This is a genomic window from Streptomyces himastatinicus ATCC 53653 (assembly GCF_000158915.1).
In the GTDB taxonomy this organism is placed as follows: domain Bacteria; phylum Actinomycetota; class Actinomycetes; order Streptomycetales; family Streptomycetaceae; genus Streptomyces; species Streptomyces himastatinicus.
In genome coordinates this window covers 6385770-6398000 of the sequence record NZ_GG657754.1, presented here as the reverse complement: position 1 = coordinate 6398000, position 12231 = coordinate 6385770, and the positions used below count along the sequence as shown (strand labels likewise).

Here is a 12231-nt window from a genome sequence, read left to right as displayed (position 1 = left end):
CGGCGGCATCCACCGGTAGACCGGCACGCCGACCACCTCCGCGCCCCCGGCGCGCAGCGACTCGACGAAGCCGGGCAGCGGCTCGCCGTGCAGCTGGACGGCGATGCGGCGGCCGTCGACGCCCTCCTCCAGCAGCCGGTCGAGCACCTCGGCCATCGATTCGGAGGCCGGGGACCACTTCTCGGTGAGCCCGGCGGCCCGTACGGCGCCCTTCACCTTGGGCCCGCGGGCCAGCAGTTCGATGTCGCGCAGCCGGTTCAGCAGGGCGTCGCCCAGCCCCCAGCCGTCGGCGGCCTCGACCCAGCCGCGGAAGCCGATGGCGGTGGTGGCGATCACCACATCAGGGGCGTGGTCGATCAACTGCTTGGTGGCGGTGAGCAGTTCGGAGTCGTCGGAGAGCGGTACGATCCGCAGCGCGGGCGCGTGCAGGACGGCCGCGCCGCGCCGCAGCAGCAGGGCGCCGAGTTCATCGGCGCGGCGCGCGGCGGTGACGCCGACGGTGAACCCCTCGAGGGGTCCGACGGTCGGCGTCGCCTGGTGGTGGTCTCGCTGCATGTGGCTCTGACTCTCGGCTCTCGTCCCGGTTCACTGTCGTATGCGCGCCTTGGGGTGAGTCGTCATCCTGGCGCCGTCCCGTGACGGATGCGGTTCACGGAGGTTTCCCGGGTGTAACGGGGCGTACGGTCACGGGCACGCCTTATGACCGTACGCCCCTGGAAGGTGTGGGCTCACACATCCGCGTAGGCGGGCTGCCGCGCCGTCTGCGCCTCCGGCGCACCGGCTCCCGCGGGCCGGGCCTTCGCCGGGCTGCGGCGGAGGTATACGGCCCAGGTGACCGCCGAGCACAGGGCGTAGAAGGCGAGGAAGGAGACGAAGGCGGGGGTGCCGGAGTGGGCGCTGCCGAACGACTCCCTGAAGGCCAGGTTGATGCCGATCCCGCCGAGCGCGCCGACCGCCCCGATCAGCCCCATCGCCGCGCCGGACAGCCGCCGCCCGTAGCCCGCGGCCTCCTCGCCGGTGAGCCCGCGGGCGAGTGCCTTGGCCTGGAAGATGCCGGGGATCATCTTGTACGTGGAGCCGTTGCCGAGCCCGCTGAGGACGAAGAGGGCGATGAACCCGGTGAGGAAGACGGGCAGGGACTTCTGCGCGGAGGCGTAGACGACCACGAGCGTGGCGATGGCCATCCCGGCGAAGTTCCACAGCGTGATCCGCGCCCCGCCGTACACATCGGCCAGCCGTCCGCCGACGGGGCGGATGAGGGAGCCGAGCAGCGGGCCGATGAAGGTGAGCGAGGCGGCCTGGAGCGGGGTGCGGTCGAACTGGTTCTGGAGCACCAGACCGAAGGCGAAGCTGTAGCCGATGAACGAGCCGAAGGTGCCGACGTAGAGCAGCGACATGATCCAGGTGTGGGCGTCGCGCGCCGCCTCCCGGGCCGCCCCGCCGTCGTTCCTCACCGGCGCCAGGTTGTCCATGAACAGCGCCGAGAGGGCCGCCGCGACCACGATCAGCGGGATGTAGACGGCCAGCACGAGCCGCGGGTGGGAGGCCCCGGCCGTGCCGATGACGAGCAGGCCGATCAGCTGGATGACCGGCACGCCGATGTTGCCGCCGCCCGCGTTGAGCCCGAGGGCCCAGCCCTTCTTGCGCAGCGGGTAGAAGGAGTTGATGTTGGTCATGGAGGAGGCGAAGTTCCCGCCGCCGACCCCGGTGAGCGCCGCGACCACCATGAACGTGGTGTACGAGGTGCCGGGCTCCATCACCGCCGCGGCCGTGATGGAGGGCACCAGCAGCATCGCGGCGCTGATGATCGTCCAGTTGCGGCCGCCGAAGCGGGCCACGGCGAAGGTGTACGGGACGCGGAGGATCCCGCCGACCAGGGTGGGCATCGCGACCAGGAAGAACTTCCCGGCCGGGTCGACCCCGTACTCCGGCCCCATGAACAGGACCATCACCGACCACAGGCTCCAGATGGAGAAGCCGATGTGCTCGGAGAGGATGGAGAAGATCAGGTTGCGGGTCGCGATCCGCTCCCCCTTCTCCTGCCAGAACGTCTCGTCCTCCGGATCCCACTCCTCGATCCAGCGGCCCCCCTTGCGGGCGGGGGTGGTGGTCGGGGCAGTCATCAGGGCCTCCACAGTGCTCGGTGTCGCTGCCGACAGTAGGGACGCCGCATTACCGGCCTGTGGCGAGAGGTGACCGGGACGAAACCTTGCTCTCACCCAAGGAGGCGGGGTGCGGTGAGGGGTCCGACACCCACCCCGTGTCGTACGTTCCCGGTACCGTACGAGTGCACCGCCCGCCCGCCCCGCCGGAGGATCGCATGAGCACCCAGCCGGATCACTCGTACGACCCGGTGCCCCCGCAGCCGACCGCCACGCCCGAGGCGCTGCGCGCGGCGGTGGCGCAGGTCGCCCCCGGATCCCTGGCCGCGTTCGACGCCGAGCGTGCGGAAGCCGTCCAGCAGGCCCGCGCCGAGGTGAGTGCGGCCCCGCTGCGCAGCTTCACCGGACAGTGGTCGGTCAATGTGGCGATCGCGCGCCACCCCGCGCGGGCCAACCGTCTCCGCGAGCTGGAAACGCTGGCCTCAAGCTCGGACGACATCGTCCAGGCACGCGAGGCCATCGCGGAGATCGGCCGCATTCTGGACGCCGCGTTCGCCGAGGCCGGGCTGAAGCGAGGAGACGCGTGAGCGACGCGTGGCGCTGGGAGTACGACCCCGACGAAGCGCATGTCGTCGCCGGGCTTCCCGGCTACGTGGTCAACGAGGTCGAGCGCATCGCGAACGAGTTGGTCGATCTCGCCGCCATGGGCGTCGATGTCACCGACATCGGCAAAGGCCCCCAGCACGGCGCCCCCGGCGGTCTGCGCCGCCTCGGCATCGGCGGTGACGGCTGGCTGTATTTCCTGGCCATGCCGCGCCTGCGGTTCATCGTCATCACCCGCGTGATTCCGCCGTACGAAGAGCTCTAGAGCACGCCAGGGCCCGCCTCCGGCCGGGGGCGGGCCCGACGTATGCCCCCGTGCGCCTGATCCACGGGCTTCCCCAGCATTTTGTCAACGCCATTGACATACCTCCGCGCGCCCGCTTATACCTCTGCCCATCGAAGCGCTTCGACGAACGTTGCACGTGCACATTCCTCCCAACCCTCCCGGAGGCAGTGGATGTTGACGGCACGGAAACGGACGGGACGACTGACGAAACGAACGGGGACCGTCATCGCGGCCGCGGTCGCGGGGGCCCTGGTCCTGGCGGGATGCGGGGGCGGTGGGGACGAGGCCGGGGACGGCAAGACGCTCACGCTGTGGCATTACGAGGCGCCCAACGGGGCCATGGGCGCGGCCTGGAAGCAGGCGATCGAGGAGTTCAAGAAGAGCCATCCGGGCGTCACGGTGAAGTTCGAGGAGAAGGGCTTCGAACAGATTCGAAAGACCGCCTCGATGGTGCTGGGCTCGGACAGCGCGCCCGATCTCATGGAGTACAACAAGGGCAACGCCACCACCGGGCTGCTCTCCAAGCAGGGGCTGCTCACCGACCTCTCCCCGGAGGTCACCAAGCGCGGCTGGGACAAGCCGCTCAGCCCCGGGGTGCGCACCACCAGCCGGTACGACGCGCAGGGCGTGATGGGCTCCGGCAAGTGGTTCGGGGTGCCGAACTACGCCGAGTACACGATGGTCTTCTACAACAAGACCCTCTTCAAGAAGCACAAGGTGGAGGTCCCGACCACCTTCGGGGAGTTCACCGCAGCCCTCAGAGCGTTCAAGAGCAAGGGCATCACCCCGCTCGCCAACGCGGGCGCCGAATACCCCGCCCAGCAGTACGTCTACCAGCTGGCCCTCTCCCAGGCCGACCGCTCCTGGGTGGACGCGTACGAGCAGTACAAGGGCAAGCCCGACTTCCACGACGCCGCCTGGACCTACGGCGCCACGACCTTCGCCGACTGGGTGAAGAAGGGCTGGATCGCGAAGAGTTCGAGCGGCACCAAGGCCGAGGACGCGGGCGCGGCGTTCATCGCGGGGAAGTACCCGATGTTCTTCTCCGGCAGCTGGTGGTTCGGCCGCTTCAAGTCGGAGATCAAGGACGAGTGGGGCACGTTCCCCTTCCCCGGCTCCAAGCTGACCCTCGGCTCCGGCGGCAATTTATGGGTCGTCCCCAAGGGCGCGAAGAACAAGCAGCTCGCGTACGACTTCATCGACATCACGATGAAGAAGGGCATCCAGAACACCCTGGGCAACAAGGGCGGCGTGCCCGTGGCCGCCGATCCGGCCGCGATCACCGATCCCAAGGCCAAGAGCCTGATCCAGGACTTCACCGCCTACTCCGACGGCGGCGGTCTCGCCTTCTACCCGGACTGGCCGGTGCCCGGCTTCTACGACACCCTCGTGTCCGAGACCCAGAAGCTGATGACGGGCGACGCGAAGCCGGACGCCTACCTGGACGCGCTGGAGAAGGCGTACGAGGCGGGCGCGCCGAAGGGATGAGCAGGCAGCAGCGCGAGTACCCGTACACGCTCTTCCTGATCCCCGGCGCGCTGGCGTTCCTCGCGGTCATCGTCGTACCCAGCCTGATGAACACCGGGATCAGCTTCACCCACTGGCAGGGCGTCGGCACCCCGGAGTGGGCCGGTCTCGACAACTACCGGACGCTGCTGGACGACGACGCCTTCTGGGAGTCCTTCCGGCACAGCCTCGCCATGGTGGTGGCGATGGCGGCGATCCCGACCGCGCTCGGTCTGGTGCTGGCCGCCGGGCTGTTCGACTTCGTCGGCAAGCACTTCGGCTCCCGCACCGCGAGCGTGCTGCGCGCCTGCTTCTACCTGCCGCAGGTCCTGCCGATCGCGGTGGCGGGCATCGTCTGGAGCTGGATCCTGGCCCCCGAGGACGGCGCCCTCAACGATCTGCTGAAGGCGGTCGGCCTCGGCTCGCTGCGCCACGACTGGCTGGGCGATCCGGACCTCGCGCTGTACAGCGTGATGGGCGTGATGGTGTGGGTCCAGCTGGGCTTTCCGCTGGTGGTGTTCATGGCGGGGCTCCAGCGCGTCGACCCGGCGCTGTACGAGGCGGCCGAGCTGGACGGCGCCTCGTGGTGGCGACGGTTCTGGCACGTCACGCTGCCGCAGATCCGCCCGGAGATCTCCGTCGTCCTGCTGTGGTGCACGATCGCCGCGCTCAAGGTGTTCGGCGCGGTGTACGTGCTCACCAAGGGCGGTCCGGGCGGGGCGACCAATGTCCCCTCGTACTTCTCCTTCCAGTCGTTCTTCGAGACGACGCAGGTCGGCTACGGCTCCGCGGTCTCGACCGTGCTCACCGTGATCATCCTGGCGCTGGCCCTGGTCGCCCTGCGCCTCCAGACGAGGGCGGAGGACCAGGAGCGGTGAGGGCTCTCAGGCGATATCCGGTGCTGGCCGCGCTGATCGTGGCGGCCGTCCTCATGGTGCTGCCGTTCCTGGTGGTCGCCCTCAACGCGGTCAAGTCGCCCGCGGAGTACTCCGCGAACGGGCCGCTGAGCCTGCCGAAGGGGCTCTACCTCGACGGGATCGCGGACTTCTGGGAACGGGTCGACTTCGGGCAGAAGCTGATCAACTCCGTACTGATCTCGGGATCGGTCGCGATCGGCGCCGCCGTGCTGTCCGTCCTCAACGCGTACGCCATCGGCATCGGCCGGGTGAAGGGCCGCCCCTGGGTGCTGGCCTTCTTCGTGCTGGCCAACATGCTGCCGCAGGAGGCGCTGGTCTACCCCGTCTACTACCTGTCGAAGGAGGTGGGGCTGTACGACACCCGGCTGAGCGTGATCCTCGTCTTCATCGTGATCCAGGCCGCGTTCGGCACCTATCTGTTCTCCTCCGTCCTCGGCGCCTTCCCCCGGGAGATCGTCGAGGCGGCCCGGATCGACGGCGCGAACAAGTGGCAGGTGCTGTGGCGGGTGGTGGTGCCGGTCAGCCGCCCGACCATCGGGGTGCTGCTGGTGTTCTTCTTCATCTGGACCTGGAACGAGTTCCTGCTGCCGCTGGTGATGCTGATCTCCAACGACAACCAGACGGTGTCGGTCGCCCTCGGCGTCCTCCAGGGCCAGCGGCTGATGGACGCCACCATGACCAACGCGGCCGCCCTGCTCGGCGTGGTCCCCGCGGTCATCTTCTTCCTGATCTTCCAGCGGACCCTGACCCGTGGCATCGCCGCGGGCGCGGTCAAATGACTCACACAACGAGGAGGGCCCCGCATGAAGTTCAGCGACGGCTACTGGCTGCTGCGCGAGGGCGTCAGCGCCGCCCATCCCACCGGGGTCCTCGACGTGGAGACCGGCCCGGGGCACCTCACCGTGCACGCCCCCACCCATCCGGTCCGCCACCGCGGCGACCTCCTCAAGGGCCCGGTCCTCACCCTGACCTGCACCGCGCCGCTGCCCGGCGTGATCGGGGTCCGGCTCACCCACTTCGCGGGCGGGACCTCGCCGGGCCCGTCGTTCGAGCTGGCCGACGGCTCGTACGGGGAGGTCTCCTGTGACGAGGACGAGGCCCGGCTCACCTCCGGCCCGCTCACCGTACGCATCGCCCGCACCGGCCCCTGGCGCGTGGCCTTCGAGGCGGACGGACGCACGCTCACCAGCAGCGGGCCCAAGGACGCGGGCATCATGGAGACTGCCGACGGACACCACTATCTGCGCGAGCGGCTGCTCTTACGCGTCGGCACCTCCGCGTACGGCCTCGGCGAGCGCTTCGGCCCGCTGGTGAAGAACGGCCAGACCGTCGACATCTGGAACGCCGACGGCGGCACCGCCACCGAACAGGCGTACAAGAACATCCCCTTCTACCTCACCGACGCGGGCTACGGCGTCTTCGTCGACCACCCCGGCCAGGTCTCGTTCGAGGTCGGCTCGGAGGCGGTCTCCCGCGTCCAGTTCAGCGCCGAGTGCCAGGAGCTGACGTACTACGTCATCCACGGGCCCACCCCGAAGGACATCCTGCGCACCTACACCGCCCTCACCGGCCGCCCCGCGCTGCCGCCCGCCTGGTCCTTCGGGCTGTGGCTGTCCACCTCCTTCACCACCTCCTACGACGAGGAGACGGTCAGCGGCTTCGTGGACGGCATGGCGCAGCGCGAACTGCCGCTCTCCGTCTTCCACTTCGACTGCTTCTGGATGCGCGAGCACCACTGGTGCGACTTCACCTGGGATCCGCGCGTCTTCCCCGACCCGGCGGGCATGCTGCGGCGGCTGCGCGAGAGGGGCCTGCGCGTCTGCGTGTGGATCAACCCGTACATCGCGCAGCGCTCCCCGCTCTTCGCCGAGGGCAAGGCGGCCGGTCACCTGCTGAAACGGCCGGACGGCTCGGTGTGGCAGTGGGACCTGTGGCAGCCCGGCATGGCCCTGGTCGACTTCACCAGCCCCGCCGCGCGCGCCTGGTACGCGGAGAAGCTGACCGCGCTGCTCGACATGGGCGTGGACTGCTTCAAGACCGACTTCGGCGAGCGGGTGCCGCTGGACGTGGTGTACGCGGACGGCTCCGACCCCGAGCGGATGCACAACTACTACACCCATCTGTACAACCGCACCGTCTTCGAGGCGCTGCGCGAGCGGCGCGGTGAACGCGAGGCCGTCGTCTTCGCGCGCTCCGCGACCGCGGGCGGCCAGCAGTACCCGGTGCACTGGGGTGGCGACTGCGAGTCCACGTACGAGGCGATGGCCGAATCGCTGCGCGGCGGGCTCTCCCTCGGGCTGTCCGGCTTCGGCTTCTGGAGCCATGACATCGGCGGCTTCGAGGGCACCCCCGACCCCGCGCTCTTCAAGCGCTGGATCGCCTTCGGGCTGCTGTCCTCGCACAGCAGGCTGCACGGCTCGTCCTCCTATCGCGTGCCGTGGCACTTCGACGAGGAGTCGGTCGCGGTGCTGCGCTTCTTCACCCGGCTGAAGCTGCGGCTGATGCCGTACTTGTACGAGGCGGCGCGGCAGGCGCACGGCGAGGGCGTGCCGGTGATGCGCGCCATGGTCCTCGAATTCCCCGGCGACCCGGGGTGCGCGGGTCTGGAGCGGCAGTACATGCTCGGCGGCGATCTGCTGGTCGCGCCGGTCTTCGACGACGAGGGCGAGGTCGCGTACTACGTCCCGGACGGGGTGTGGACCCATGTGCTCAGCGGCCGCACGGTGCGCGGCCCGCGCTGGGTGCGCGAGCGGCACGGCTTCCTGAGCGTGCCGCTGCTGGCCCGGCCGGGCGCGGTGATCCCGTTCGGCGCGGCGTACGACCGCCCCGACGCCGACTGGGCGGACGGCATCACGCTGCGGGTGTACGAACCCTCCGCCCTGCCCGGCACCGGGGTCACCGTGCGGGTCCCGGCCCCGGACGGCTCGACGGCGGTCGCGTTCACCGTCGTACGGGACGGGGAGACGCTGCGCGCCGAAGCCGTCGACCGGGCTCCGGCGCCGTGGCGGGTGGAGGTGGTGGGCGGGCCGTCCGCCGACGCGGAGGCGGGGACGGCCGCCCTGACGCTGGCGCTCAGCAGTGACGGGGCTTGACCCAGGCGCACTCCAGGTCCGTTGCTTGCGCACCCCGTACGGCCCGGGGCCGCACCCCCTCGGTGCGGCCCTCGCCGGACTTCGCCAGCGTCACCACGATCGCGTCCTCCAGGCTCTTCACCGACGGGGCGAGGTAGTTGTTGAGGACGATGCTGTAGACCAGCTCCCGGCCGTCCGCGTCGGTGACGTACCCGGAGAGCCCGGAGGCGCCGGTCAGGGAGCCGGTCTTGCCCCGCGCGTTACCCGCGGCCGGAGTGCCGCACATGCGTGAGCGCAGCGTGCCGCCGACGAAGCGGTCCGGGGCGCAGGCCACCGGCAGCGATGCGTACCACTCCGCGTACCAGGGCTGCTGACGGGCCGCCAGCAGCAGCTCGGTGAACTGCCCGGCCGCGATGTTGTCCATCCGGGACAGCCCGGACCCGTCGACCTGGCGCACCGCTCCCGTGTCCACGCCCTGCTTCTTCAGCCAGTCGGCCATGGCGGCCAGCCCCGCGCTCCAGGTGCCCCGGCCCGCCGTCTCGTAGCCGATGGCCTTGGTGAGGACCTCGGCGTGGATGTTGTTCGACAGCTTCATGAACGGGATCAGCAGCTTCTTGAGCGGCATCGACTGATGCGCGGCGAGCGGCCGCGCATCCTGTGGCGTGCCCTCCCCAAGCCGGGGAGCCCCGGCGACCCGCACCCCATGCTTCTTCAGCGCGTCGGCGAACACGGCGGCCGCATACCCGGTGGGCTCCCAGACGCTGACCCACTCCTTGGCGGTCGGTGCCCCGGGTGCGACGGCCCCGCTGACGGTGATGGTGTTGGTGCCGTGCCCGCGCTCGACGGTGAGACCGCCGCTCCCGGTGGTCGCCCGGTTGTCGATACGTACGTAACCGGTCTTGGGCGTGACCGTGACCTTCGGCCGCTCCCCCGCGGCGGCCCCGGGCGCGACCTCGACGATGACGCTGCCCGCGTCGTAGTCGGTGTCGGGGGCGACGGTGAGCGGGGAGATCTGCGCCGCGTAGTACGACGACTCGTCGTCCGCCGCCCAGGAACGGCCCGCGCGCTGCGCGTCGAACCGGGTGTCGTCGGCGATCAACCGCCCGGTGACCCGGGTGATCCCCGCGTCGGCGACGTCCTTCGCCAGCCGGTCGTAGTCCTCCGCGAGCAGGGTGGGATCACCGGTGCCGCGCAGATAAAGATCACCGCGCAGGGTGCTCCCATGGCGGGTGCCCTCGCCCAGGACATCGGTCCGGAAGGTGTGATCGGGCCCCAGCAGCCCCATGGCGGCGGCCGAGGTGAACAGCTTGGTGTTGGAGGCGGGCATCAGCCGGTCATCGGCCCGGTGCCGGTACAGCACGTCGCCGGAGTCGGCGTCGGCCACCACCACCCCGGCGGCCCCGCCCTTCAGCAGGGGGTCGGCGAGAATGCGGTCGACGGCCTCACCGAGCCCGCCGCCGCGCGAGGCGTCGGCCCCGGCCGGTGAACTCCAGGTGAGGGTGCAGACCAGCCCGATGACGAGGGGCCAGCTCCAGGCGCGCGCACGACGGTTCAGTGGTCTCTTCATGCCACGGGAGGATCCCGCACCCCGCCGCGCCGCGACAGAGCGCGTACGGGTGGCAACCGAAGTTCCGGATCATCGCGTCCCCTGTGTGGGGAGGGGGATCCGAACACGACGAGAGGCGACGTAACGATGGCCGTGCCCGGAGCCGAACTGCTGTGCATAGCGGTCGGCCTGTTCCTGTACGCCTGCGCCTGGCGCGACGCCCGGCTGGTGGGACGGCTGCGCCGCACGGGTGTCCGTACGGAGGGGCAGGTGGTCGCCAACGTCGTGGACCACCAGTCCCGGAACCGGAATCCGACCCAGACGCCGGTCATCCGGTTCCACGACCATCACGGCTACGAGGTGGAGTTCACGACCGCGATCCAGGGCGTCGGCCTGGGGCTGGCGACCGGCCGGACGGTGGACGTGATGTACCTCCCGGGCGAATCGCAGAAAGCCCGGGTCTGGATGCGGCGCCACATAGTGGGCCCGATGGCGGGCCTGGCCCTGACCGGCACGGTCTTCCTCGGCTTCGGCCTGTGGATCGCCTTCAGCTGACACCCGCCGTCAGACCGCACCGGGGAGCTGTTCGCGCACCCAGTCGGGATCGGGGTTGGTGTGCGGTCGGCCCGCGACGACGACCGTCGGCACGGTCTCGTTGCCGTCGTTGGCCGCCCTCACCACGGCTGCTCCCGCCGGGTCGCGCCAGATGTCGACCCAATGCGCCCGGCGGGCGCGGCGGCCCAGCCGGGTGCGCAGCCTGAGGCAGTACGCGCAGCCCGGCCGCCAGTAGACGACGGGCCGGCCGTCGGCCGCGCTGCGGCGCTGCGCCTCCAGCGCGCCGATCGACCTCGGGAAGACGAGCGGCGAGTGGGCGCCCGCGAGCAGCACGAACACCAGCAGGAGTGCCGCGGCCGCGCCGACGCTCCCCCGGAAGATCAGCCCGGTCGCGATCGCGGAGCCGCAGAGCACCAGCAGCATCGGCAGGGTCCAAGCGCGCATCGGTCAGCCCTCGACGGACATCGTGAGGCTGCCCGGCAGGGCGGCCACGGCCTCGCGGAGGCGTACGGCCAGGTCGGGCGTGGCCGGGGGCGCGGCACCTCCTGCCTGGTCCACCCAGCCCGCCATCGCGCAGTGATGCGCGGCGATCAGCATGTCCACGGCCAGCCGGGGCCGTACGTCGTCCCCGCCTCCCAGACCGAACCTGCGACGCAGGATCTCCAGCGCCCCCTGGGTCGTGGCCTCGCAGAACTGGAGGCCGTGCGCGGCCATCGAGGGCGTCCGCTCGGCCAGCCGACGGCTGAGCAGGACCCGGCGGGCCCAGCCCTCGTCGGCCATCCGCTCCAGCGCGGCCAGCAGCGCGTCCCGCCCCAGCTCCACCAGCGGCAGCCCGTCCGGGGCCGTGGTCTCCAGCTCCTCCAGGAAGGCCCGCCAGAGGTCCTGTTCGGGGGCCATCGCGACGTCTTCCTTGCTGGTGAAGTTGCGGAAGAACGTGCGCTTGGAGACCTCCACCACCTCGCACAGCTCATCCAGCGTGACGCCACCGAAGCCACGCTCGGTGAACAGTTCCAGCGCGGTGTCGATCAGCGCCTGACGGGTGCGCAGCTTCTTGCGTTCGCGCAGCGACGGGGTGGGGGCGGCAGTCACGACGCCGAGTGTAACGCGGACGCGAACGCCACTTGCACGCTTATGCCACTCAGTGGCATAACTGAAACCGTCACCACCTCCCGCGAAAGGTGAACGCCCCCATGCGCGCCCTGCTCGTCGACAGCTCCGCCCCCTCCGGTCTCCGTCTCGGCGAGACCGCCGATCCCAAGCCCGCCCCGCACGAGGCGCTGGTCCGGGTCACCGCCACCTCCCTCAACTACGGCGAGACCGCCCACCGCACCGAGGCCCCCGACGGCACGGTGCTCGGCTGGGACGCCGCCGGGGTGATCGAACGCGCCGCCGCCGACGGCTCCGGCCCCGCCGCCGGAACGCCCGTCGTCACCTTCGGCGAGGCGGGCGGCTGGGCGGAGCTGCGCGCCGTACACACCGGCCTGATCGGCGTCCCGCCCGCGGGCGCCGACCCCGCCGCCCTCAGCACCCTCCCGGTCGCGGGCGGCAGCGCGCTGCGCGCCCTGCGCCGGATCGGCGACACCCTCGGCCGCCGCATCCTGATCACGGGCGCCACCGGCGGCGTCGGCCGGTACGCCGTCCAGCT

Annotated in this window: 13 protein-coding genes; 8 read left to right on the top strand and 5 right to left on the bottom strand. The window is 70.9% G+C overall.

Going from position 1 to position 12231, the window contains the following annotated elements; genetic code table 11:
• Positions 1–555 (bottom strand): uroporphyrinogen-III synthase (locus SSOG_RS27200; RefSeq protein ID WP_009717472.1); only part of this gene is annotated, 555 nt, incomplete at its 3' end.
• A 173-nt stretch (positions 556–728) separates the two neighbouring features.
• Positions 729–2123: a nitrate/nitrite transporter gene (locus SSOG_RS27195; protein WP_009717471.1), complete on the bottom strand. Its 1395-nt coding sequence runs from the start codon at positions 2121–2123 to the stop codon at positions 729–731.
• A 197-nt stretch (positions 2124–2320) separates the two neighbouring features.
• Here SSOG_RS27195 and SSOG_RS27190 point away from each other — a divergent pair, with 197 nt between their 5' ends.
• From SSOG_RS27190 to yicI, 6 genes are all read left to right on the top strand, one after another.
• Complete coding sequence (locus SSOG_RS27190; RefSeq protein ID WP_039938818.1) at positions 2321–2689, top strand: DUF6247 family protein; 369 nt, start codon at positions 2321–2323, stop codon at positions 2687–2689.
• Positions 2686–2970, top strand: a complete 285-nt coding sequence (locus SSOG_RS27185; protein ID WP_009717469.1) for a hypothetical protein — start codon at positions 2686–2688, stop codon at positions 2968–2970. The genes SSOG_RS27190 and SSOG_RS27185 overlap by 4 nt, the downstream gene beginning before the upstream one ends.
• Before the next feature lie 192 nt (positions 2971–3162).
• Positions 3163–4479 carry an ABC transporter substrate-binding protein gene (locus SSOG_RS27180; RefSeq protein WP_039938816.1) on the top strand — a complete coding sequence of 439 codons (1317 nt, stop codon included), beginning with the start codon at positions 3163–3165 and terminating at the stop codon, positions 4477–4479.
• Positions 4476–5375: a carbohydrate ABC transporter permease gene (locus SSOG_RS27175; protein ID WP_009717467.1), complete on the top strand. Its 900-nt coding sequence runs from the start codon at positions 4476–4478 to the stop codon at positions 5373–5375. Before SSOG_RS27180 ends, SSOG_RS27175 begins: the two co-directional genes overlap by 4 nt.
• Positions 5376–5428: 53 nt before the next feature.
• Complete coding sequence (locus tag SSOG_RS27170; RefSeq protein WP_050800352.1) at positions 5429–6193, top strand: carbohydrate ABC transporter permease; 765 nt, start codon at positions 5429–5431, stop codon at positions 6191–6193.
• Between the two features lie 24 nt (positions 6194–6217).
• A complete protein-coding gene (gene yicI, locus SSOG_RS27165; protein ID WP_009717465.1) occupies positions 6218–8506 on the top strand; it encodes an alpha-xylosidase in 2289 nt (762 codons plus the stop codon).
• Here yicI and dacB read toward each other — a convergent pair.
• A complete protein-coding gene (gene dacB, locus SSOG_RS27160) occupies positions 8487–10052 on the bottom strand; it encodes a D-alanyl-D-alanine carboxypeptidase/D-alanyl-D-alanine endopeptidase (RefSeq protein WP_009717464.1) in 1566 nt (521 codons plus the stop codon). The two genes, yicI and dacB, sit on opposite strands and share 20 nt — an antisense overlap.
• Positions 10053–10178: 126 nt before the next feature.
• On the opposite strand from dacB, the gene SSOG_RS27155 reads away from it, so the two are divergent.
• Positions 10179–10586, top strand: coding sequence for a DUF3592 domain-containing protein (locus SSOG_RS27155; RefSeq protein WP_009717463.1), 408 nt, complete (start codon positions 10179–10181; stop codon positions 10584–10586).
• Between the two features lie 9 nt (positions 10587–10595).
• On the opposite strand, the gene SSOG_RS27150 is transcribed toward SSOG_RS27155, so the two are convergent.
• Together SSOG_RS27150 and SSOG_RS27145 are read right to left on the bottom strand one after the other, a co-directional pair.
• A complete protein-coding gene (locus tag SSOG_RS27150) occupies positions 10596–11030 on the bottom strand; it encodes a glutaredoxin domain-containing protein (RefSeq protein ID WP_009717462.1) in 435 nt (144 codons plus the stop codon).
• Positions 11031–11033: 3 nt separating this feature from the next.
• Positions 11034–11675, bottom strand: a complete 642-nt coding sequence (locus SSOG_RS27145) for a TetR/AcrR family transcriptional regulator (protein ID WP_009717461.1) — start codon at positions 11673–11675, stop codon at positions 11034–11036.
• Between the two features lie 101 nt (positions 11676–11776).
• Between SSOG_RS27145 and SSOG_RS53975 the strand changes: the two genes are divergently transcribed.
• Positions 11777–12231 (top strand): alcohol dehydrogenase catalytic domain-containing protein (locus SSOG_RS53975; protein ID WP_009717460.1); only part of this gene is annotated, 455 nt, incomplete at its 3' end.

Bases quoted from the DNA above. Each gene is read 5' to 3' on its own strand.
- SSOG_RS27195 (WP_009717471.1), bottom strand. From the start codon at position 2,123: ATGACTGCCCCGACCACCACCCCCGCCCGCAAGGGGGGCCGCTGGATC.
- SSOG_RS27190 (WP_039938818.1), top strand. From the start codon at position 2,321: ATGAGCACCCAGCCGGATCACTCGTACGACCCGGTGCCCCCGCAGCCG.
- SSOG_RS27180 (WP_039938816.1), top strand. From the start codon at position 3,163: ATGTTGACGGCACGGAAACGGACGGGACGACTGACGAAACGAACGGGG.
- SSOG_RS27175 (WP_009717467.1), top strand. From the start codon at position 4,476: ATGAGCAGGCAGCAGCGCGAGTACCCGTACACGCTCTTCCTGATCCCC.
- SSOG_RS27170 (WP_050800352.1), top strand. From the start codon at position 5,429: ATGGTGCTGCCGTTCCTGGTGGTCGCCCTCAACGCGGTCAAGTCGCCC.
- yicI (WP_009717465.1), top strand. From the start codon at position 6,218: ATGAAGTTCAGCGACGGCTACTGGCTGCTGCGCGAGGGCGTCAGCGCC.
- dacB (WP_009717464.1), bottom strand. From the start codon at position 10,052: ATGAAGAGACCACTGAACCGTCGTGCGCGCGCCTGGAGCTGGCCCCTC.
- SSOG_RS27155 (WP_009717463.1), top strand. From the start codon at position 10,179: ATGGCCGTGCCCGGAGCCGAACTGCTGTGCATAGCGGTCGGCCTGTTC.
- SSOG_RS27150 (WP_009717462.1), bottom strand. From the start codon at position 11,030: ATGCGCGCTTGGACCCTGCCGATGCTGCTGGTGCTCTGCGGCTCCGCG.